General features: G+C 60.2%; 19 protein-coding genes and 1 pseudogene. 13 read left to right on the top strand and 7 right to left on the bottom strand.

What is annotated here, in order from left to right; translation table 11 throughout:
- Positions 1–8 precede the first annotated feature (8 nt).
- The 4 genes from OU997_RS07690 (at position 9) to OU997_RS07675 (ending at position 4,207) form a co-directional block, all read left to right on the top strand.
- A complete protein-coding gene (locus OU997_RS07690) occupies positions 9–614 on the top strand; it encodes a c-type cytochrome (protein WP_108486370.1) in 606 nt (201 codons plus the stop codon).
- Between the two features lie 154 nt (positions 615–768).
- Positions 769–1,398 (top strand): thiol:disulfide interchange protein DsbA/DsbL, encoded by a 630-nt coding sequence (locus tag OU997_RS07685; RefSeq protein ID WP_267809559.1) that lies wholly within the window; start codon positions 769–771, stop codon positions 1,396–1,398.
- Between the two features lie 21 nt (positions 1,399–1,419).
- Positions 1,420–2,283, top strand: a complete 864-nt coding sequence (locus OU997_RS07680) for an endonuclease/exonuclease/phosphatase family protein (RefSeq protein ID WP_267809558.1) — start codon at positions 1,420–1,422, stop codon at positions 2,281–2,283.
- A gap of 70 nt (positions 2,284–2,353) precedes the next feature.
- On the top strand, positions 2,354–4,207 hold the full coding sequence (locus tag OU997_RS07675) for a GGDEF domain-containing protein (protein WP_108486373.1): 1,854 nt from the start codon (positions 2,354–2,356) through the stop codon (positions 4,205–4,207).
- Positions 4,208–4,215: 8 nt separating this feature from the next.
- On the opposite strand, the gene OU997_RS07670 is transcribed toward OU997_RS07675, so the two are convergent.
- Positions 4,216–5,634: a DASH family cryptochrome gene (locus OU997_RS07670; RefSeq protein ID WP_267809557.1), complete on the bottom strand. Its 1,419-nt coding sequence runs from the start codon at positions 5,632–5,634 to the stop codon at positions 4,216–4,218.
- Positions 5,635–5,844: 210 nt separating this feature from the next.
- On the opposite strand from OU997_RS07670, the gene OU997_RS07665 reads away from it, so the two are divergent.
- From OU997_RS07665 to OU997_RS07655, 3 genes are all read left to right on the top strand, one after another.
- Positions 5,845–6,438 carry a MarC family protein gene (locus OU997_RS07665; RefSeq protein WP_108486375.1) on the top strand — a complete coding sequence of 198 codons (594 nt, stop codon included), beginning with the start codon at positions 5,845–5,847 and terminating at the stop codon, positions 6,436–6,438.
- Positions 6,435–7,211 carry an N-acetylmuramoyl-L-alanine amidase gene (locus tag OU997_RS07660; protein ID WP_108486376.1) on the top strand — a complete coding sequence of 259 codons (777 nt, stop codon included), beginning with the start codon at positions 6,435–6,437 and terminating at the stop codon, positions 7,209–7,211. Before OU997_RS07665 ends, OU997_RS07660 begins: the two co-directional genes overlap by 4 nt.
- Positions 7,212–7,422: 211 nt before the next feature.
- Entirely contained in the window at positions 7,423–8,907 is a 1,485-nt protein-coding gene (locus OU997_RS07655; RefSeq protein ID WP_267809556.1) for a nucleobase:cation symporter-2 family protein, read from the top strand.
- A 20-nt stretch (positions 8,908–8,927) separates the two neighbouring features.
- Here OU997_RS07655 and OU997_RS07650 read toward each other — a convergent pair whose 3' ends face one another.
- The 4 genes and pseudogenes from OU997_RS07650 to algB all read right to left on the bottom strand — a co-directional run bounded on the left by OU997_RS07650 (position 8,928) and on the right by algB (position 14,386).
- Positions 8,928–9,332 carry a DUF1330 domain-containing protein gene (locus OU997_RS07650; RefSeq protein ID WP_108487795.1) on the bottom strand — a complete coding sequence of 135 codons (405 nt, stop codon included), beginning with the start codon at positions 9,330–9,332 and terminating at the stop codon, positions 8,928–8,930.
- A gap of 107 nt (positions 9,333–9,439) precedes the next feature.
- Entirely contained in the window at positions 9,440–11,047 is a 1,608-nt protein-coding gene (locus OU997_RS07645; protein WP_267809555.1) for a sulfatase-like hydrolase/transferase, read from the bottom strand.
- 213 nt (positions 11,048–11,260) lie between these two features.
- Positions 11,261–13,036: a KinB sensor domain-containing domain gene (locus OU997_RS07640; protein WP_267809554.1), complete on the bottom strand. Its 1,776-nt coding sequence runs from the start codon at positions 13,034–13,036 to the stop codon at positions 11,261–11,263.
- Positions 13,033–14,386: pseudogene (gene algB, locus OU997_RS07635) on the bottom strand (sigma-54-dependent response regulator transcription factor AlgB). The gene OU997_RS07640 and the pseudogene algB overlap by 4 nt, the downstream one beginning before the upstream one ends.
- Before the next feature lie 252 nt (positions 14,387–14,638).
- On the opposite strand from algB, the gene OU997_RS07630 reads away from it, so the two are divergent.
- From OU997_RS07630 to OU997_RS07610, 5 genes are all read left to right on the top strand, one after another.
- The gene (locus tag OU997_RS07630; RefSeq protein WP_108487189.1) at positions 14,639–15,475 is read left to right on the top strand and encodes a BON domain-containing protein; all 837 of its coding nucleotides are present in this window, start codon (positions 14,639–14,641) and stop codon (positions 15,473–15,475) included.
- 76 nt (positions 15,476–15,551) lie between these two features.
- Complete coding sequence (locus OU997_RS07625; RefSeq protein ID WP_267809553.1) at positions 15,552–15,986, top strand: ferritin-like domain-containing protein; 435 nt, start codon at positions 15,552–15,554, stop codon at positions 15,984–15,986.
- Between the two features lie 78 nt (positions 15,987–16,064).
- Positions 16,065–16,229: a DUF1328 domain-containing protein gene (locus tag OU997_RS07620; protein ID WP_108487191.1), complete on the top strand. Its 165-nt coding sequence runs from the start codon at positions 16,065–16,067 to the stop codon at positions 16,227–16,229.
- 10 nt (positions 16,230–16,239) lie between these two features.
- A complete protein-coding gene (locus OU997_RS07615; protein WP_267809552.1) occupies positions 16,240–16,698 on the top strand; it encodes an inhibitor of vertebrate lysozyme family protein in 459 nt (152 codons plus the stop codon).
- Between the two features lie 199 nt (positions 16,699–16,897).
- Positions 16,898–18,127 carry a nucleoside recognition domain-containing protein gene (locus tag OU997_RS07610; RefSeq protein ID WP_108487193.1) on the top strand — a complete coding sequence of 410 codons (1,230 nt, stop codon included), beginning with the start codon at positions 16,898–16,900 and terminating at the stop codon, positions 18,125–18,127.
- 120 nt (positions 18,128–18,247) lie between these two features.
- Here the strand turns inward: OU997_RS07610 and OU997_RS07605 are convergent, their stop codons facing one another.
- Together OU997_RS07605 and OU997_RS07600 are read right to left on the bottom strand one after the other, a co-directional pair.
- On the bottom strand, positions 18,248–19,261 hold the full coding sequence (locus OU997_RS07605; protein ID WP_108487194.1) for a DUF5924 family protein: 1,014 nt from the start codon (positions 19,259–19,261) through the stop codon (positions 18,248–18,250).
- 11 nt (positions 19,262–19,272) lie between these two features.
- Positions 19,273–19,620 carry a VOC family protein gene (locus OU997_RS07600; protein ID WP_108538102.1) on the bottom strand — a complete coding sequence of 116 codons (348 nt, stop codon included), beginning with the start codon at positions 19,618–19,620 and terminating at the stop codon, positions 19,273–19,275.
- 192 nt (positions 19,621–19,812) lie between these two features.
- On the opposite strand from OU997_RS07600, the gene OU997_RS07595 reads away from it, so the two are divergent.
- Positions 19,813–20,778, top strand: coding sequence for an SDR family oxidoreductase (locus OU997_RS07595; RefSeq protein WP_108487259.1), 966 nt, complete (start codon positions 19,813–19,815; stop codon positions 20,776–20,778).
- The last annotated feature ends 55 nt before the right edge of the window (positions 20,779–20,833 follow it).

Below are 20,833 nucleotides of genomic sequence, written 5' to 3'. Positions count from 1 at the left end.
ATTAGCTGATGAACAAAGTACTCGTGAGTCTGCTGTTGACCCTGGGCCTCACTGGCTTCGCACATGCTGCAGGCAATGCTGAAGCTGGCCAGGGTAAGGTGGTTGTGTGTGGTGCGTGCCATGGTGCCGATGGCAACAGTGCTGCACCGAACTTCCCGAAACTGGCTGGGCAAGGCGAGCGCTACTTGCTCAAGCAGCTAAAAGACATCAAATCCGGTGCACGCCCAATCGTGGAAATGACCGGTTTGCTGGATAGCCTCAGTGACCAGGACCTGCAGGACATCTCCGCTTACTTTGCCAGCCAGCAAATGAGCGTTGGCGCTGCTGATCCGAAACTGGTCGAGCGTGGCGGTGAGCTGTTCCGCGGCGGCAAACTGGCTGAAGGCATGCCGGCCTGCACCGGTTGTCATTCGCCGAATGGTGCAGGTTTGGATGCTGCTGGTTATCCGCAACTGGGCGGCCAGCATGCGACCTACATCGCCAAGCAGCTGACCGATTTCCGCGAAGGCAATCGTACCAATGATGGCGACAGCATGATCATGCGTTCGATCGCAGCCAAGCTGAGTAACAAGGACATTGAGGCGGTATCCAGCTTTATCCAGGGTCTGCATTGATCCGCTAACACCGCGACATGTCGTAATGAAATAGGGTGGCTTAGGCCACCCTATTTCGTTGTGGCCATCGCTACAATGCACGGAACCCCAGTTTGCCGCGCGGGTCGAACCTCGGTTCGTCATCACGCACCGTCTTATAGCCAAGGAGTAACGCATGCGTAACCTGATCCTCAGTGCCACTCTCGTCGCCACCAGCCTGTTTGGCCTGAGCGCCCATGCCGAGCCGATTGAAGCGGGCAAACAGTATGTCGAGCTGAACAATCCGGTAGCGGTGTCCAAGCCGGGCAAGATCGAAGTGGTCGAACTGTTCTGGTATGGCTGTGGCCATTGCTACAAATTCGAAGCCACTATTAATCCATGGATCGAAACCCTGCCAGAAGATGTCAACTTTGTGCGCATCCCGGCCATGTTCGGTGGTATGTGGAACGTCCACGGCCAGATGTTTATCACCCTCGAGGCCATGAAAGCGGAGCACAAGGTTCATGCTGCGGTGTTTGATGCGATTCATGTGCAGGGTAAGAAGCTGGCAACCCCGGAAGAAATGGCTGATTTCCTCGCGGCTGAAGGCATCGACAAAGATGCGTTCCTCAAGACCTACAATTCCTTCGGCGTGAAGAGCCAGCTGGAAAAAGCCAAGAAGCTCGCCATGGCCTATCAGATCACTGGCGTACCCGTGATGATCGTCAACGGCAAGTACCGTTTCGACATCAGCAGCTCGGGCGGTCCACAACAAACCCTGCAAGTGGCGGATCACCTGATCGCCAAAGAGCGCGCCGCACAGTAAGGCTTAAGCGGATAACGCGCCATGCTCAGGCGCTGGCCAGCCAGACGGGCGATTGATCTGTGCGATCCGCAGGTCAATCCCCGTTGCGTGCCGGTCGCTGACTGGCCCGCAGAGGGCAGCCTACGCCTGCTCAGCTTCAATATTCAGGTGGGTATCAGTACCCAGCGCTATCACCATTACCTGACGCGCAGCTGGCAACATTTGCTGCCACACGCCGGGCGCAGTGACAATCTGCAACGGATTGGTGAGCTGCTCGGTGATTTCGATCTGGTGGCTTTGCAGGAAGTTGATGGCGGCAGCCTGCGTTCGGGCTACGTCAACCAGGTCGAACATCTCGCGCATCTCGGCGCCTTCCCCTACTGGTATCAGCAACTCAACCGCAATCTCGGTCGTTTGGCCCAGCACAGCAATGGCGTACTCAGCCGCCTGCGTCCCAGCCTGCTGGAAGACCATCCGCTGCCCGGCCCTCCGGGCCGTGGAGCGATGTTGTTGCGCCTCGGTGAGGGGCCGGACGCGATTGCTGTGGTGATGATGCACTTGGCCCTGGGCGCACGAACCCGTACCCGGCAGTTGGCCTATATTCGCGAGTTGCTCAGCGATTACCGGCACCGGGTGCTGATGGGTGATATGAATACCCACGCCAACGATCTGCTGCAGCATTCACCTCTAAGGGACTTGGGCTTGTGGGCGCCACAGGTTGAGGCCACCTTTCCCAGTTGGCAGCCTCAGCGCTGTCTGGACCATATCCTGCTCAGCGCGGAACTGTCCCTGGAACGCTGCGAAGTGCTGCCCTTGCCAATTTCGGATCATTTGCCAGTGGCGGTGCAAATTCGCTTGCCCACTTCACTCTGCGGGCCCGCACCGCCTATGCTGGTTGAGTCCTAGGTCTGCAAGCACGCGGTGAAAGCTGCTGGTGACTGACCCGGTAACAGACTGTGAACACTGGAAGGCAATGATGAGCGACGACGCCCAGCGCTGGAAAAGCAAGTACCTGGAAAGCCTGGAACAGCAGGAAAAACTTGAACGACGCTGGGAGGCGCGACTGGACCTGCTTCGCCGTGGTCTGGTGCGTAGCTCGCTCGCAGCCGAAGGTAGCGACAAGTCCGTTGACCAATGCATGCAGGAACTGCGTGAAACACTACGCCGCGATGATATCGACGCGGGCCTGGCGGCATTGATTCCTCGCCTGGAAAAAGCCGTGCTGGACTCGGAAAAGCGGCGTCAAGAGCGTATTGAGCAGAACATTTCCGGTGTAACCAACCTGACGGCTCAGCTGCTTGCCTTACAGCCGCCCCGTGAAGTGCGCAAAGCACTCAAACAGTTTTCCAGGCGAATTGAAGAGCGCGCCAGCCAGCCCCGTGAACTGCCTGCACTGCTTACTGAATTGAGTGGCTTGCAGCAGCAAGCCCTGGCGGTGTTTGACGGGGAAACAGCAACTACGCGGCCCGGTTTGTTACAGCGCCTATTCGGCAATAAGGATGCGCAGCCCGATACAGCGGACATTGACTCGGCTGTAGATGGACAGCCTGCTACCGGTATTGCCGCCGCAAACGCTGCGGAGAATCTGCTGGCTGAGCCTGCTGCAGCGTACCCTCCTGCCGGAACGGCTACCGAGCCCCCTGCTGTTGCGCTTGTATCGCCCACACCGGCACCGCTGACCCCGCACGAACCCGTGGCTGAGTCACCGCGCGCAGTTGCAGAGCCCACCAGCGCAGCCCTGATGGGCGATCCGGCATATGCCCTTCCGGAAGTTCCCGAACCCGGGTACAGCTCCGTCGCGCCGCATATCGGTGAAAGTCTGATGAGGCTGCTCGATGAGCTGGAGTTGCCCGAGCGGCACAAGCCCCAGGGCGAAGTCTTGCGCTTGCGTGTGCAGGGTGGGCTGAACTGGTACGAGTTGGTGGCCGTGCTGGATGATCTGGCTGTGCTGATCCTGGCGGTAACTGACAGTGGCCAGCGCGAATTCGCCACCTACCTGAAGCAGCTCAACGAACGGCTGGCCTTGTTTCTCGACACGCTTACCGAAGCCCATGAGGGCTACAGCGAGTCTGTAGAGAGCGCGCGTACCTTCAATCAGGAGTTGCGCGATCAGGTCAGCGGTCTGCAGGCCAGTGTGCAGGAGGCCGTTGATCTGCACAGCCTCAAGCAATCCCTTGAAGCTCGCCTGGATGGCTTGCTCAATACGGTTAGCGCACACCAGAAGCACCGCGATGGCCGAGAGGAAGAGGTCGCCCAACGCCTGCAGAGCCTGACTCAGAAAGTCGCTGATATGGAACGCGAAGCGCAAAGCTTCCGTGACCATCTTGAAGAGCAACGGCAGAAAGCCCTGATTGATCCACTCACCGGACTGCCCAATCGTGCAGGTTGGAGCGAGCGCCTGGAATTGGAAATGGCGCGCTGGAAACGCTATGGCGGTGAGCTGGCGCTGGCGGTGCTGGATATTGATCACTTTAAACGGATCAACGACGGCTATGGCCATCTTGCCGGTGACAAGGTACTGAAGATCATTGCCGGTGAGTTGGCCAAGCGTCTGCGCAAAACCGACTTTATTGCCCGCTTTGGCGGCGAAGAGTTTGTTTTGCTGATCCCTTCAACACCTCTGGAAGGGGGGCGGCAGCTGTTGCAGACCCTGCTGGATGGTGTGGAGCAGTGCCCGTTTCATTTCCGCGGCGAGCGCGTAACCATCACCTTGTCGGCCGGACTCACCGTATTTGCCAACGGTGAAAGCAGTGAAAAAGTTTTCGAGCGCGCCGACCAGGCGCTGTACCGCGCCAAGAGTGGCGGGCGCAACCGGGTCGAACTGGGCTGAGTTCGCGGTTAGGCCACTGCGTTCAGGTAGGGTTTCCAATTGTCCGGGATGGCTTCCAGTTGTGGGTAACCCAGGCTGCGCAGGTGTCCGCCAGCCAAAAGAAATGGCGTATGCCGCAGGGCTTGCGGAACCTCGCGTAATTCCGGCAGCCACAGACTCACGTAATGGGCTTCGGGGTCATATTCACGGGCCTGACGCAGGGCGTTGAACACCCGATTGTGCCGTGGATCGTTACCCACACCCGCCAGGTAGGCCCAATTTCCCCAGTTACTGGCTGGGTCATAGTCGATCAGATGCTCCTCAAACCAGGCTGCACCGTGGCGCCAGTCCTGTTGCAGGTCATTGATCAGGTAGCTGGCGACCACCTGGCGACCTCGGTTGGACATGAAGCCAGTGGCGGCCAGTTCGCGCATATTGGCGTCGATCAACGGCATGCCTGTGCGTCCGCGCGACCACTCCTGGAAGCGCTGATCCAGTTGCTGGGGGGCGCGTTCGGTGGCCTTCAGTCCGCCGGCCTTGAACAGCGCACTCCCATGCCGCGCCAGGGTCCAGCGGAAGAAGTCGCGCCAGAGCATTTCGACCCACAACCAGTGGGTTGAATCATTGCGTTTGTATTGCGCTTCATGACGTCGCAGTTCAGCGATCACTCGCCGCGCCGAGAGGCTGCCATTGGCCAGCCAAGGCGAGAATTTCGATGAATACTCGCTGCCGATCATGCCATTGCGGGTCTCTTTGTATTGGCGAACGCCCTGACTCTTCCACAGGTAGTCACGCAGGCGGCTCAGGGCCGCGGGTTCACCGCCCGAGAAGGGAAAGGCGCTTGCCGGAACACTGAGCGGCTCACCCAGACCCAGTTGAGAAAGCGTCGGCAAGGGCTGCAACAGAGCCAGTGCACCGTCAGGTAATCGAGGCAGGTATTCGGGTGCGAGGGCGGGTTGAAAGACCAATAGCCGTTCTTCGACCAGGCTGCGAAAGCGGCTGAATACATGAGGAAACTGTTTGAGCGAGAATGGCAGGTCTTCACTGCGTAGCAGATTGTTGGCTGGCGCCAGTAACAGCGGTGTAGTGCCCAGGTTGCGGGCGACTCGGTCCAACTGTGCACATTCGTCGGGTGCCATCTCCTCAAGCGTCAGTACCTGATTGAGCTTGAGCTGATTAACTAGCCGGGGGATGACCTGTTCAGCGCTGCCAATCACGACCAGCAGATGAGAGCCGCGTTGACGTAATTCACCTTCCAGCGCCATCAGGCTTTCCAGCAGAAAACGGGCGCGGTGGACGCCCATACGACGCATGCCGAACGCATTGAGCTGTAACTGTGCCGGATCCAGTACATACACGGGCAACAGGCACTCGGCGGTCATGCCTGCCTGCAATGCCGGATGATCATCAAGGCGTAGATCCTGCTTGAACCACAGCAATGCGCGCATGGCTTGAGCCTCACATTTGCTACAAAGCATGTACAGATAGTGTTTTTGTACAGGAGTTAGTCTAGCAGCGTGAACGCTGACCTGCCTGGGCAGCAGACCGGCGTGACGAATCTGCCTGATCAAAGGTGTTTTCTCCCGCGATATCCGTCCGGGTAGTCGCCTTGCCGCGGCAAGAGGCCATAAACTCTGGCGGTCTGTTAAGGAGTCATCATGGAAATCTTTGGCCTCGCTGCGCTGATCTTTCTGGTCACCGATCCCTTCGGCAATATCGCCATCTTTATTGCCGCGCTGAAAAATGTACCGAACAAACGTCGTCTGTGGGTCGCTGGGCGTGAGCTGATATTCGCCCTGGCTTTGCTGCTGCTGTTTCTCACCTTCGGTGACACGGTGCTCAGTGCGTTGGGGCTGTCGCGCGAAGCCACCGCGATTGCCGGCGGTATCATTCTGTTCGTGGTGGCCATGCGATTGATTTTTCCCGGTCCGCAAGGTGTTCTCGGTGACGTACCCGACGGTGAACCCATGCTGGTGCCTCTGGCCACGCCAGCAGTGGCGGGGCCATCGGCCCTGGCCTTGCTGATGACGTTACGCAATACCCATGATGGTCCGCTATGGGAGCTTTACGCCGCCGTGGTTTTGGCCTGGGCGGCAACCGCGTTCATTTTGTTGCAGGCTTCTTTCCTGCAGCGCTTTCTGGGGCCACGTGGCCTGACCGCTGTGGAGCGCCTGATGGGCATGCTGCTGATCATGCTCAGTGTCGACATGCTGCTGGATAACCTGCAAAGCGTGTTGCATATCACCCCATGAGAATCTTTCTATTCAGCATCCTGCTGCTATTGGCCGGGTGCAGCCAGACACTGCACATCAATGAGCGCTACAGCGCCAGTGGCCAGAACAGCCGAGTGCAGTACATCGTATTGCACTACACCTCGGCAGACCTGAACCGCTCACTGCAACTGCTGACCGAAACCGAAGTCAGTAGTCACTACCTGATTGGTGACCGCACGCCGACCATCTACCGCCTGGTTGATGAGAATCGCCGCGCCTGGCATGCCGGCGACAGCCAGTGGCAGGGGCGTACCTGGCTCAATGGCACCACAATCGGTATCGAATTGGTTAACCAGGGCTTCTATGACACCCCCACAGGGCGCTACTGGCAGCCGTTTGCACCGGCGCAGATCGAGGCGCTGATCGGGCTGCTCAAAGACATCATGCAGCGCCACCAGCTGCCGCCCGGCAGCATCCTGGCGCACAGTGATATTGCGCCTCAGCGCAAGGTTGACCCCGGCCCATTATTCCCCTGGAAGCAGCTGGCGGATGCGGGGCTCGTACCTTGGCCCGATGCCGATGCTGTGGCACGTCAGCAAGCACTGTTCAGCGCCAGCCTGCCGACCGTGCAATGGTTTCAAGCGCAATTGATGCGACAGGGTTATGCCGTGCCACTGCACGGTGAACTGGATCAAGCCACCCGCAACGTACTGGCTGCCTTTCAGATGAAATACCGTCCTGCACGCTATGACGGCGAGCCCGATGCGCAGACCGCTGCGCTGCTGCAAGTGCTTGCCGCCACTGCCGATTAGCGCGAAGAACGGCTGCGCGGCCTCTTGGGTAACTGACCGCCGATACAGCGTCTGTATCGGCGGTTTTATGTCTACACGATCATTTATAGACTGCGCATTCGAAAATCGTTCTGTGGATGCTCTTTTGTTTATAAATGTATACAAAGTTGTAGCCAAGAGGTTTTGTGTTTGTCTACATTAGCTGGACAATAACAACAGCGAGTAACTCAGCATGACGATTTCACCTGTTACGCCGTCGTCCGCGCAGCGCCCGGAAGACGAAAACCTTGGTATCGGTGCCAACCTCGCCTATGGCTTGCAGCATGTGCTGACCATGTATGGCGGCATCGTTGCGGTGCCCTTGATCGTTGGCCAGGCGGCCGGCTTGTCACCGGCGGACATCGGCCTGCTCATCGCCGCCTCACTGTTTGCCGGCGGCCTGGCGACATTGCTGCAAACGCTTGGTCTGCCCTTTTTCGGCTCGCAGTTGCCACTGGTACAGGGTGTGTCCTTTGCCGGTGTAGCAACCATGATTGCGATCCTCGGCAGTGACGGCGCAGGCGGTCTGCCGGCCGTGTTCGGCGCAGTAATCGCCGCCTCGCTGATTGGCTTATTGATCACCCCGGTGTTCTCGCGCATCACCAAGTTCTTCCCGCCGCTGGTCAATGGCATTGTGATTACCACCATCGGTCTGACACTGATGCCGGTGGCGGCACGTTGGGCCATGGGCGGTAACAGTCAGGCGGAAGACTTTGGCAGCATGGCCAATATCGGCCTGGCCGCACTCACCCTGGCGACCGTCTTGCTGTTGAGTAAGCTCGGCAGTTCGAGCATTTCGCGCCTGTCGATTCTGCTGGCCATGGTCATCGGCACCCTGGTGGCCGTGGCCCTGGGCATGGCAGATTTCTCCAAGGTTGCGGAAGGGCCGCTGGTGGCGATGCCCAGCCCGTTCCACTTCGGCATGCCGACCTTCCAGGTCGCGGCCATCATTTCGATGCTGATCGTGATCATCGTCACCCTGGTGGAAACCTCGGCGGACATCCTCGCGGTCGGTGACATCATCGAAACCAAGGTCGACTCCAAACGTCTGGGCAATGGCCTGCGTGCGGACATGATTTCCAGCGTGTTTGCGCCGATCTTCGGCTCCTTCACTCAGAGTGCCTTTGCCCAGAACGTCGGTCTGGTGGCCGTGACCGGGGTGAAAAGTCGCTATGTGGTGGCCTCGGCCGGCTTGATTCTGGTGACCCTCGGCCTGCTGCCGGTGATGGGCCGTCTGGTCGCCGCCGTGCCCACGGCGGTGCTCGGTGGTGCGGGTGTGGTGCTGTTCGGCACCGTGGCGGCCAGCGGGATTCGTACCCTGTCCAAGGTCGATTACCGCAACAACATGAACCTGATCATCGTCGCCACTTCGATCGGTTTCGGCATGATCCCGATTGCTGCGCCGACCTTCTATCACCACTTTCCGGCCTGGTTTGAAACCATTTTCCATTCGGGCATCAGCTCGGCGGCGATCATGGCGATTCTGCTCAACCTGGCCTTCAACCACTTCAAGGCTGGTAACTCGGATCAGCAATCGGTATTCGTGGCTGGCCACGAGCGCACCCTGCGTTATCAGGACATTGCCGCACTCAACGATGGCGATTACTTCAAGGGCGGCAAGCTGTTCGATGCCGAGGGCAAGGAAGTGCCGCTGATCAAGGAAGCCTCAGGGCACTAGCCGGGCTGGCCACCGCGTCATTAACGTGGCGTGGTGGCGATCAGGCGTGAGTCGGCCAGGGCGGCGGTACGGTGTTCGGTCGCCGCGCGGTACTCGGGGTCGGCCAGCATGCTGAGAAAGGCCGCCTTGGAGGGATAGCGCACTAACAGCAACTCATCCCACCGTTCATCGGCCGGGGCAATCAGGGCAGCCTGCGCGGCGGCCATGACCTGCACCTCACCGCCCACGCCACGGACTTTGCGCAGCGCCGTTTGACTGTAGCGTGCATAGGCTTCGCGGCCGCTGCACGGCGCATGGCTGCTGCCGCTGGCATAGCTGGCCTGGGCCTGAAAACGCAGCAGATTGAGCATCAGCAGCGGTGTGTCATCCGCCACCTTGGCGGTAAATGCGGCCAGTTGTTCACGGCTGGGGTTGATGCTGGGCATGGCGGCGCTCCTCGTGAATGGAGCGCCCAGTGTCGGCTTGCACGCAGCAAACGACAACCTGCATCAAATGGACAGATTGGGCACTATTGGCGGCTCTGCAAGGCCTTTTATTCACCTGCTGCGCGTGCTCTGCCCGTTGGCCCAAGATCCTTGAGCCAACGACTTAACAGTCTTGGTGCGTCATATTGCAGGCCTTCTGGCGTTTCCACGACACGTTTGATCATGTTGTCGCCAAACAGCTGTTTTCCCTGGACGAAGTGTTCGCCGCGGGTCTGATTCGGATTGCTGATTTGCCAACCAAGCCGTTGGGCAAGCCAAACTCCAGCTTCGTAGTGACTGATCCAGTCTTCCTCTTTCAGCACCTGCAGGTGCTGCGCCGGTGCATCACGCGCCACTACCAGCACGGGAACTTCAACCACTTGTGGCAGTAAATCGTTATGCCCCCAGCGTCCGTCTTCGCCCAGTAACTGGCCGTGATCGCCGGTAATTATCAAGTAGCGTTCGCCTTCAAGCTGATCGAATTGTTCAATTATTTCGGCTAACACATCGTCCAGATAACCCACTGCGTTGTCATAAGCATTCGCCTGACGTTGTTCGCGCGGGAGCTCAGAATCCGCTGGCCACAGGGGCAATGGCTCACTGTGTTTGGCGTAGTTTTCTTCGTAAGGCAGGTGAGCTGTTCGCAGGTTGAGAACAACGAAATTGCGCATCGCCCACTGTTGTTCTTTCAAAATATCAATCAAGGCATGGTCGTGTCGCTTGAGGAAAAGCAGTGGGTGGTCCTCGCGGGTAATCGAGACATCCAAATGGCGACTGCCCAGATGGCTGAGCAGTTTCGACTCCTGAGCTGAAAGCCAATGGGTGCGAAAACCCTCCTGGCGCGCAAGGGAAAACAAGTTGTGCGGTTGCGTGCTCAATAGTTCGGTCTGCCCAGGCTCTCGAATCAGATTGAGCAGATTGGGCAGGCTAACGGCAGTGGAAACACCGGCAGCAATGCCCGGCTTGGCCAACAGCTGGTTAGCCGAAGCCATGCGACTCAGGTTTGGCGTGGTATTGCGAGGATAGCCCAGAACACCAAGGCGATCGGTGCGCAGAGAGTCTGCGACTACCAGCCAGACATGTTGCGCCGTGCTTGGCTGACGCTGTACTTGGTAGGGCTGAAAGGGTGCCTGTGGTAGCGCGTCTACGGGACGAAATGCCAAACGTACAGCATAAAAAGCGAATGCATTGAAACTGTTATGCAGACCACTGCGCGTAGGTCCGGGCATGAATGAACTGAGATCCCGGTAGGTGGCACGATAAGGTTTGGCCCCCAGCACTAGAACGATAATCAGCAGGGCCCAGCGACTGCGCGGTAAATCAATCTGCGACGGAACCCAGCGGTGCAGGAAAATCAGCAAAGCGTAAGGCAGCAGCACACTTGGCAGAACATGCCAGTGATCGGCAAAGCTGTGCCAGCCGGTTTCCCGCACTTCGGCGAAGTCATTGAACAGGCTGACAATGTCAGGGCCGGTCAATGGCTCGCCGAAAAACGAGATATGACTGAGCTGGATAAGTTGCATGGTGCATAGCACCACCAAGAGAGCAGTTACCAGGCCGGGCATAGCCACTAGCCATAGAGACAGACTGAACAACCAGACCACCACCACAAACCGCAATTCCAGTTCAGCCTGGTTGGCGGATGTGAACAATTGCTGGATGAAATCGTCAGCCATAAGCAACAGACTGCTGAGGCAGGTCAGCGCCAGCAATCTGAGTACGCGCAGACGAGGGTTGGGGGCGGGATGTTGTGAGTTTAGGCCAAGTGCTGCGAGTGAAAGAGACATGCCTGACTGCTCTGCTCGGTTAAAGGCGCAGCTAGAGATTCTGCAACCCGCGAGAAGTTCCATAGGCAAGAATTCGCTGCTATGACGGTGGTTGGTGCCAATTTAAACCGGCAGTGCCACGTAGAACTGCGCCCCTTGACCGGCGCGTGAATGCACGCCGATCTGTCCGCCATGCAGCTGGACGATTTCCTTGCACAGCGCCAGGCCGAGGCCGGCGCCGCCTTTCTTGCGGCTGACCTGCACGAAGGGTTCGAAGATCCGCGTCTGCTGGCGATAGGGAATACCCTCGCCGTTATCTTCCACGCTGAGCACCACCCGTTCGTCCTGCTGTCGTGCCTGCAGACGGATCTGCCCGCCGGGGCGGCTGTGGCGCAGGGCATTGCCGATCAGGTTGTCGAGCACCCGCTCGATCTGTAGCGGGTCGATCTGCACGTCCGGCAGATCGCCGTGCACTTCGCAGGCCAGGCTGATCTGCAGCTCGGCGGCCTGGGTGGTGAAGCGTTGCTGGGTCTGATGTAGCAGCGTGCCTAAGGCACAGGTAGAAAGCTCCAGGGTCTGCAGGCCATTCTGGTAGCGCGAGAAACTCAGCAGGTCGTTGATCAGGCGCAGCAGGCGGTGCATTTCCTCATCCACGGTATTGAGCAGGTCGGCTTCACGGGATTCTGCGGCAAACTGCAGGCGCTCCTGCAGCAGGCCGAACGCCATCAGCATGCCGGTCACCGGCGTACGCAGCTCATGCGAGGCGCGCAGCACGAATTCGCGGCGCACCCGCTCGAAGGCGCGCTGCTCGGTGACATCGCGCAGCACCATCACCGCGCACATAAAGCGCCCTTCGCTGTGATGAACACCAGACAGGCTGTAGGCCAGTACACGTTGCTCGCCATCGACCTCGGTCTGCACATCGTCCAGCACCTCATCCAGGCTTTCGCCCTGCAGCACCTTGTGCAGCTGCTCGGCCAGATCGGCGCGATTCAGGGCCACGTCGAGGGTCTGCCCGAGCTGCTCGGCACCCCAGCTTAACTGGCGCAGGGCCACCGGGTTGACGTGCTCGACCCGGCCTGCGTAATCGAAGATCAGCAGGCCGTCGTCGATGCTGTCGAGCACCGCTTGCAGGCGCTGTTGCTCGGCCTGTAGGGCGGCCACATCGCTGCTCTTGAACTCGCGTAGGGCCTCGGCCATCAGGCCGAAGCGCTGGCTCAGGGCGGACATTTCCGCCACCGGGGTCAGCGGCAGGGTGACCTGAAAGTCGCCCTGGCCGATCTGATCGGCGGCCCGCGCCAATGCCTCGATGGGCCGGCCGAAGCGCTGGGCGATGCTGTGCGCGGTGACAAAGCCGATCACCAACACGGCCATGCAGATCAGTCCGAGCAGGCCAGCGATCAGCCAGGCGCGTTCCCGCGCGCGGGTTTCTTCGAGCGCGGCGGCGTCGACATAACGCGTTTGCACCGCGTTGATGCGATCACGCAGGGCCTCGATGGCGCGGCCGAAGCTGTCATTACTGAGCAGCTCGCGGCGTACGGTCAGCGGTTTGGCCAGCAAGTCATCGAAGCTGGCGTAGGCGTGCGCGATCTCGCCAATCGCCTGACGGTCGCTGTCAGCGGTGGCGCTCTCTGTGGCCCGTTGCAGCCAGAGTTTGAACTGCTGATCGGACGCTTTCAGGGCCTCGCGGTCGAGGTCCGCCGCGAGTAGCAGAATCATCTGCTTACCCAACTCCTGACTCAGGCCGAGGCTGGCATCGATGATTTGCAGATTGCGGGTCATCGCCTGGCTCTGCACCTGGGTCAGCTGCAGCACGCTGAACATCCCCAGCAGCAGCCCGACGATGGCGACGGTAAGCAGCGCGCTGCTGCTGATAAACAGCCGGCTGCGCAGCTTCACAGGCTGAGCTGCTTGCGCTTGCGGTACAGAGTTGAGGCGTCGATGCCGAGGGTTTTCGCGGCCTGGTCAAGGCTTCCGCTGTTGGCCATGACCGCGCTGATATGGGCTTTTTCCAGGGCTTCCAGGCTCAGCTGATCACCGATCTGCGGTACACCGTGGCTGGTTGGGGCGTTGAGCCCGAGGTGGCTGACCTGCACCCGCTCTTCTGTGCAGATGATGCTGGCGCGTTCGATCACGTTGCGCAGTTCGCGGATATTGCCCGGCCAGGCGTAGCTGAGCAGCGCTTCGCGCGCCTCCTCACTGAAGTTACGCGCAGGGCGTGCGTACTCGACGACAAAGCGTGCGAGAAAGCGCTCGGCCAGGTCGAGGATGTCCTCGCGGCGCTCGCGCAGCGGCGGCAGGGTCAGGGTGATGACGTTGAGACGGATACAGCAGGTCTTCGCGAAAGCGCCCTTGTTGCACCCTTTCATCGAGATTGAGGTTGGTCGCCGCGAGAATCCGCACATCGGCTTGGCGGGTCACCGGGTCGCCGATGCGTTCGTACTGCTTGTCCTGAATAAAGCGCAGCAGCTTCGGTTGCAGGGCCAGTGGGAAGTCGCCGATCTCGTCGAGAAACAGGCTGCCGCCATCGGCCTGGTTGACCCGGCCCAGGGTGCTTTCGCTGGCGCCGGTAAAAGCCCCGCGGTTATGCCCGAACAGTTCGCTTTCCATCAGTTCGGCACTGAGTGACGGGCAATTGATGGTGATGCAGGACTTCTTCGCGCGTTTGCTCCAGCGATGAATGGCCTGTGCCAGCTCGCCCTTGCCGGTGCCGGATTCACCCAGGATCAGAATATTGGCATCGGTATCGGCCACCTGCTTGGCCGTCTGCAGCACCGCCATCAGCGCCGGGCTCTGTGAGTCGAGACCATCGCCGGGCTTGCGTATGTAACCTTCGAGGCGTTCCAGGCGCTCGACCCGTTGGCGGGCTTCCAGCTGTTTGGCGGCGGCCAGGCGCAGCTGCTCTGGACTGCAGGGTTTGACCAAGTAATCTGCAGCACCGGCTTGAATGGCATCCACGGCGGTGTCCACTGCCGAGTGCGCGGTGACGATCACCACGCGCATCCAGGGCGCCTGCAGGCGCATTTGCGCCAGTACCTCCAGGCCATCGTCCGCGCCCAGGCGCAGGTCGAGAAAGCACAGATCGAAGACCTGGCGCAGCAATAGGGCATCGGCCTGGGCCGCGCTGCTCGCGGTGCTCACCTGATAACCCTGATCTTCCAGGCAATAGCGGAAGGTGCGCAGGATGGCCGTCTCGTCATCCACCAGCAGAATGCGCCCCAGGCTGTGTTCTTCCGTGCTTGTGTGCATGGCCATCTCCTTCTTATCCCGCACACAGTCATTGCGTGTACAGGGTTAGTCCGCAGCACGTCATGCAAGTTGCACGGCTGTTCTGCGGCGATCATGCAAGCTGCACGTATGGCATGTTCGGAGAGTGTCATTAAGTAATTGATATTTAAGTCTTAATATTGTTTTTAGAGGCTGGCATGGGGCTTGCGATCTATCAATAACGACGGCGACAAACGGCCGTCTGCTTGATCGTTATCCATTGGAGGAACTGCCATGCATCAATTGAAAGCGCTGGTCCTGGCCACTGCGACCGCCGGCCTGATCGGCCTGGCTCCTTGCGCGGCCTATGCTGCCGAGGGCGATGCCAGCCGCGAGCTGAGTGAGGCGCGCCAGGAAGGTTCAATCTGGACCGCGTTTGCCCTTAACCGCCACCTCAACCCCTTCACCCTCGATGTGGACGTGGAGAACGGCAGCGCCAAGCTGACCGGCAAGGTGGAAACCGATGTTGAGCGCGACCTGGCCGAGCAGATTGCCCTGGGTATCGAAGGGGTGAAAAAGGTCGACAATCAGCTGACCCTCGACCCGGCCTTTGCGGCAAAGGCCAGCGCCGCGCCGAACCTGTCGCAGCGTTTTGACGACGCGACCCTGGTGGCCACGGTGAAATCCAAGCTGCTGTGGAATAGCAACACCGAAGGTCTGGACATCAACGTCAATGCACTCAACGGCAAAGTCAGCCTGACCGGTAGTGCGCAGACCGCCGAGGCCAAGGAACTTGCCGGTCGTTTGGCCGCCAACACCGATGGCGTGCGTGAAGTGAGCAACCAGCTCAGCGTCAGTGCGAGCAAAAGTAACGCTGCCAAGGCGCAGAGCGCCGCTGATGAAACCGCGGTGGCGATCAGCGATGCGTGGATCACCAGCAAGGTGAAATCCAGCTTTATCTACAGCCGCAACCTCGACGGTCTGGATATTTCAGTCGATACCCAGAAGGGCATGGTCAGCCTCAGCGGCAGCGTGCTGAGCAACGCCGAGAAGCAACTGGCAATTGAAACCGCGCGCAACATCCGTGGCGTTCGCGGTGTCGACGCCGATGCCTTGCGCATCGCCAGCTAGAGCCATCCGAGCCGTGGCCTGTTGTCTGAGGCGGCCCTGTTATCGGGGTGCCGTTACAACTTCCAGGAGATCCACCATGAGTAATACCAGCGAGCCACTCAACGAACTGATCGAAATCACCCGTGACGGCCAGCGCTTCTACCAGCACGCCCATGACGAGGTGAAGGATGTGCGCCTGCAGGTGCTGTGCCGCGACATGTCGCAGAGCAAGCGCGAGCTGATTCGCGCGCTGTCGGTGAACGTGGCTGCCAACCAGGACAAGCCCGCCAGCGGCGGCACCTTCGTCGGCAAGCTGCGTCAAGTCTACGCCGACACCAAGGCGACCCTGGTCAGTGACACCGAAGCCACCTACGTGGCACAGCTGGAAGAAGCCGAAGACCGCATCCTGCATGCCTTCGAGGATGCTCTGGAAAGCGCCGAGCCTGATCTACAGGCCCTGCTGAGCGCAGAAATGCCGAACGTGCGCGCCAACCATGACCGTATGCGCACCCTGAAACAGTCCATGCAGTAAGCCCGGCCCGGTGTGGTTTGCGCCACACCGGGTCTTACCGCGCCGCGGCGCATCCCTGAGTAGGCAAGGAGTATCGCCATGCTGAGCTGGGCCATTACCTTTCTGATTATCGCCATCATCGCTGCAGTCCTGGGCTTCGGAGGTATCGCCGGCACCGCCACGGGTATCGCGAAGATTCTGTTCGTGGTGTTCCTGGTGATGTTTATCGTGTCCTTCATCATGGGCCGTCGCCCACGTGTATAGAGAAGCCGCCATGACCATCAAGACGCTGCTTGCCGCCCTGTTACTGGGCGGTAGTGTGGCGGCATTGGCCGCAGACACCGATGGCCAATTCCGCCTCAATGAACTGCTCGCCAGTGACTCGGCGTATCAAGAGACCTGGCAGGAACTGGTGCAAGGCGAAAGCCGTCTGCCGGACTGGGTGATGAACCTGAGCGGCATCGCCAGCCCCATGCAGGGTCTGGATGACGACGGCGACCAGTACCTGGTCGGTCAGCTGTGTGAAGCGAACAACTGTTTCAACCAGCGCCTCTACGTGGCCTTCAGCTGGGACAAGGACGACGCCTATGCACTCTATGTGCAACTGCCCGACGGCCTGCCGACGGACAAGGCACCCAGCCAGCACGCCACCCTGCGCTGGCTCGGCGATCCGGACGACGCCATTCAACAGTTGCTGCAAGAGCAACTGAATAACGACCCCAATTGGTACTAGTGCCGCGCACGAATGGTGTGTCGTGGGAGGGGCTTTAGCCGCGAGGCCTTTAGACCGGTCGCGGCTAAAGCCCCTCCCACATATCCTCAACATATCTTGCTGACCCCATGCTTTGCGTGAGGGCAGCGAAGAGACGCTCTCCACCTTCCTTCTATAAGCCGCGCTATCATCCCGCCCATTGATCTGGGAGAGAGACGGCATGCTCAATTGGCTGTGGCTGGGGTTTTTCGTGGTGGCGGCGCTGGCCGGCCTGTCACGCTGGTTGGTCGGCGACGATCCCGCGGTGTTTGCCGCCATGGTTGAAAGCCTGTTTGCCATGGCCAAGCTGTCAGTTGAAGTCATGGTGCTGCTATTCGGCACCCTGACCCTCTGGCTCGGTCTGCTGCGCATTGCCGAGAAAGCCGGCCTGGTCGATGCCCTGGCGCGGATGCTCGGCCCGCTGTTTGCGCGGTTGATGCCGGAAGTGCCGCGCGGCCATCCGGCCCTCGGCCTGATCACCATGAACTTCGCCGCCAATGGCCTGGGCCTGGACAACGCCGCCACGCCGATTGGCCTGAAAGCCATGCGTTCCCTGCAAACGCTCAACCCCAGCAGCACCACGGCGAGCAATGCGCAGATCCTGTTTCTGGTGCTCAACGCCTCGTCACTGACCCTGCTGCCGGTGACCATCTTTATGTACCGCGCCCAGCAGGGTGCGCCGGACCCGACCCTGGTGTTTCTGCCGATCCTGCTGGCCACCAGTGCCTCGACCCTGGTCGGTTTGCTGTCGGTGGCGCTGATGCAGCGCCTGCGCCTGTGGGACCCGGTGGTGCTGGCCTATTTGATCCCGGGCGCGCTGCTGCTCGGCAGCTTTATGGCCATGCTGGCGACCCTATCTGCTACGGCGCTGGCGGCCCTGTCATCGCTGACCGGCAACCTCACCCTGTTCGGTATCGTCCTGCTGTTTCTGCTGCTCGGTGCCTTGAAAAAGGTGGCGGTGTACGAGGAGTTCGTCGAAGGCGCGAAAGAAGGCTTCGACGTGGCCAAGAGCCTGCTGCCCTATCTGGTGGCGATGCTCTGCGCGATTGGTGTGCTGCGTGCCTCCGGTGCGCTGGAGTTCGGTTTGGATGGCATTCGCTGGCTGATTGAGGCGCTGGGCTGGGACACGCGCTTTGTCGAGGCGCTGCCCACCGCGTTGGTCAAACCGTTCTCCGGCAGCGCGGCGCGCGCCATGCTGATCGAAACCATGCAGACCCACGGCGTCGACAGCTTCCCCGCGCTGGTCGCCGCGACCATTCAGGGCAGTACGGAAACCACCTTCTACGTGCTGGCGGTGTACTTCGGTGCGGTGGGCATCCAGCGTGTGCGCCATGCGGTGGGCTGTGCGCTGCTGGCCGAGTTGGCGGGGGTGGTGGCGGCTATCTTCGTCTGCTACTGGTTCTTCGGCTAAGCGTTCGGCAACGATCTGCGGCGCAATAAACCCTAGATTGACGTTGAGCGCAGCGAAGCCCAACAGGACGTTGACGCGGTGTTGGGCTTCGTCGCTGTGCTCCTCAATGCCACCTACCTGCTACTCCACCACCTTAAACCGCAGCACCCCGATCATCTGCCCGGCTTCAGTCAGCACCTGCACTTGCCAGCGGCCTACGGCGTCGGCGGGGAAGTTCTTCTTGTGGGTCCAGGCGCGGTAGCCTTTCTTGCGCCCGCCGTGGATATCCAGGGCGATGCGTTCGACTTCGTCACCATCGCGGCGCCAGACGTGATAAATCCGCTCATTCAGCCCACGCGGTGCACTGATCGCGGTGTAGGCGAACAGGCCCTGGCTGCGCAGTTGCGCCACGCTCAGCTCCTTGATGCTGTCGCCAGGCGCGCGGTTCTGGTTATCGAATTCACTGGTCACCGCCACCTCGGTCAGCCACAGGGTGGCCGGCGGCACCCAGGTACGCGCCAGCCAGCCAGTTGCACCAATGGCCAGGGTCATACCCACCAACAGCAGGCCACGCCACCAACGACGCACGGTGATGATCGCGAACAGCGAGGGAAACGACAGCAACACCGCCGCCGCCAACGCCAGCTGATAGCTCTGCGGGGTGGTCAGCTTGAAGATGATCGGCAGCGCCGTGAGCAGCACGGCGAACAGCGCCAGGGTGTGATAGGCGAGAAACAGCCAGCGCTTGGGGGCCAGCCACTTGTAGTACAGCGGATCAATGATCGAGATCAGCGCCGCGCTGGCCAGCAGGCCGCTGAACAGCAGTTGGCCACTGTTCCAGGTGGTGGTGATAAAGAAGAACGGCAGAACGAAGAACAGGCTTTCCTGATGGATCATCTGCGTGGCATAGCGCAGCAGCGGCGGCGGCAGCTCAAAGCCGAACCATTGGGCGATGCGCTCACGCAGGATGTTTTCCAGAATCAGCCACAACCAGCTGACCAGCATCACCAGCGCCAGTACCCGCGCCAGCTCGGCCTGGCGCTCGACCAGCAGAAAGCTCGCCAACCCCGAGGCAAAGCCAAAGATCGCCACCATCCCCGGATTGCGCTGAATCAGGGCGATCAGTTTGAACACCTGTTGTTTCACGGCTTGCATGGGACGTCCGCTTACTCCGACCACACGGCCAGGCGATTGCCACTGGGATCGCGAAACTCGAAACGCCGCCCGCCGGGAAAACTGAAGATCGCCTGGGTGATCTGCCCGCCTGCCGCTGCCACCTGGGTGCACACAGCCTGCAGGTCTGTGGCGTAGATCACCACCAGCGGCCCGTCGCCGACGGCCACATCGGTGGTGAAACCACCCGTTATGCGTCCATCGGTAAAGCTGCTGTAGTGCGGGCCGTAGTCGGTAAAGTGCCAACCGAAGACTTGTTGGTAAAACTGCTTGAGCGCCGGCAGGTCGACGGCGGCGAATTCAAGGTAGTCGATACGCAGATTCTGTTCGGCGTGGCTCATGTCGGCATGTCTGGGGAATGGCGGGGCGCAGAGCATAGCGCGCCCAGCTGGCCAGGGCACCCGCATCTGTCGCCTTTCGCCACGCTGTTTGGCCAGCCTTGCCACTGCCTCCGCGCAACCCGCTGGATAGCCTGCAATGGGTAAACACAGTCGGTGAAAATGTAGCGTCCGCGCTGCGTTATGGAGAGGTACATGCGCGTCTTGATCACAGGTGCAGCCGGTTATATCGGCCAGCAGCTGCTTAACCAGTTGGCTATTCAGCACCCTCAGTGGCTGCTGATTGCCGCTGATATCCGCCCGCAGAACCGCGCCGGGATGAAGCTGAATATCGAACCGGTGCTGCTCGATATCAGTCAGCCGGCCGCCGTGGAGGATTGCATGGCGACCTGGCAGCCACAGGCGATTGTTCACCTGGCCTCGGTGGTCACGCCGCCGCCAGGCATGAGCGAAGAACAGCTGCATGCCATCGATGTCGGCGGCACCCAATCGTTGATCCAGGCGGCTGCGGCCCATGGCGTCGAACAGTTGATCGTTACCAGCTCCGGTGCCGCCTATGGCTATGACCCGCAGAATGCCGAGTGGCTGGATGAAGACCAGCCGCTGCGCGGCCATGCGCAGTTCGCCTACGCCAAGCACAAACGTGAAGTGGAGGTGCTGCTGGCCGAGGCTCGTGTGCAGCATCCGCAACTCAAGCAGCTGGTGCTGCGCCCCGGCACCATTCTCGGCAAACAGGTCAACAACCAGATCACCGAGCTGTTCAAAAAGTCGGCGGTGTTGGGTATCCGCGGCAGCGACAGCCGCTTCGTGTTTATCTGGGATCAGGATGTGCTGGACATCATCTGCCGCGGCCTGCGCCAGCAGAGCGCTGGTATCTTCAACCTGGCCGGTGATGGCGCGCTGTCACTCAAGGAAATCGCCGAGCTGCTGGGCAAACCCTACCGTGCCCTGCCGGCCTGGCTGATCCGCAGCGCGTTGCACGTGCTCAAACCCCTGGGCCTCAGCCCATACGGCCCGGAGCAGGTGGATTTTCTGCGCTACCGCCCGGTGCTGAGCAATCGCCGGCTGAAACAGAACTTCGGCTTTAGCCCACGCTACAGCTCACGCGAAGCGTTTCTGGCGTTTTTACGGGCGCAGGGCATGCACGGCAAACATCACTGACAGCGCGTGGTACCCGGCCTGCGGCAATTGCACGGGTATTGAGCTTTGCACCGTA

The sequence above is a fragment of the Pseudomonas sp. SL4(2022) genome (assembly GCF_026625725.1).
Lineage (GTDB): Bacteria > Pseudomonadota > Gammaproteobacteria > Pseudomonadales > Pseudomonadaceae > Aquipseudomonas.
The sequence above is the reverse complement of the archived record's forward strand: the minus strand, read 5'-3'. Positions and strand labels throughout refer to the sequence as shown.

Bases quoted from the DNA above. Each gene is read 5' to 3' on its own strand.
- OU997_RS07665 (WP_108486375.1), top strand. From the start codon at position 5,845: ATGGAAATCTTTGGCCTCGCTGCGCTGATCTTTCTGGTCACCGATCCC.
- OU997_RS07645 (WP_267809555.1), bottom strand. From the start codon at position 11,047: ATGGCTGACGATTTCATCCAGCAATTGTTCACATCCGCCAACCAGGCT.
- OU997_RS07625 (WP_267809553.1), top strand. From the start codon at position 15,552: ATGAGTAATACCAGCGAGCCACTCAACGAACTGATCGAAATCACCCGT.
- OU997_RS07630 (WP_108487189.1), top strand. From the start codon at position 14,639: ATGCATCAATTGAAAGCGCTGGTCCTGGCCACTGCGACCGCCGGCCTG.
- OU997_RS07600 (WP_108538102.1), bottom strand. From the start codon at position 19,620: ATGAGCCACGCCGAACAGAATCTGCGTATCGACTACCTTGAATTCGCC.
- OU997_RS07685 (WP_267809559.1), top strand. From the start codon at position 769: ATGCGTAACCTGATCCTCAGTGCCACTCTCGTCGCCACCAGCCTGTTT.
- OU997_RS07675 (WP_108486373.1), top strand. From the start codon at position 2,354: ATGAGCGACGACGCCCAGCGCTGGAAAAGCAAGTACCTGGAAAGCCTG.
- OU997_RS07660 (WP_108486376.1), top strand. From the start codon at position 6,435: ATGAGAATCTTTCTATTCAGCATCCTGCTGCTATTGGCCGGGTGCAGC.
- OU997_RS07595 (WP_108487259.1), top strand. From the start codon at position 19,813: ATGCGCGTCTTGATCACAGGTGCAGCCGGTTATATCGGCCAGCAGCTG.
- OU997_RS07655 (WP_267809556.1), top strand. From the start codon at position 7,423: ATGACGATTTCACCTGTTACGCCGTCGTCCGCGCAGCGCCCGGAAGAC.
- OU997_RS07615 (WP_267809552.1), top strand. From the start codon at position 16,240: ATGACCATCAAGACGCTGCTTGCCGCCCTGTTACTGGGCGGTAGTGTG.
- OU997_RS07680 (WP_267809558.1), top strand. From the start codon at position 1,420: ATGCTCAGGCGCTGGCCAGCCAGACGGGCGATTGATCTGTGCGATCCG.
- OU997_RS07690 (WP_108486370.1), top strand. From the start codon at position 9: ATGAACAAAGTACTCGTGAGTCTGCTGTTGACCCTGGGCCTCACTGGC.
- OU997_RS07650 (WP_108487795.1), bottom strand. From the start codon at position 9,332: ATGCCCAGCATCAACCCCAGCCGTGAACAACTGGCCGCATTTACCGCC.
- OU997_RS07670 (WP_267809557.1), bottom strand. From the start codon at position 5,634: ATGCGCGCATTGCTGTGGTTCAAGCAGGATCTACGCCTTGATGATCAT.
- OU997_RS07620 (WP_108487191.1), top strand. From the start codon at position 16,065: ATGCTGAGCTGGGCCATTACCTTTCTGATTATCGCCATCATCGCTGCA.
- OU997_RS07605 (WP_108487194.1), bottom strand. From the start codon at position 19,261: ATGCAAGCCGTGAAACAACAGGTGTTCAAACTGATCGCCCTGATTCAG.
- OU997_RS07610 (WP_108487193.1), top strand. From the start codon at position 16,898: ATGCTCAATTGGCTGTGGCTGGGGTTTTTCGTGGTGGCGGCGCTGGCC.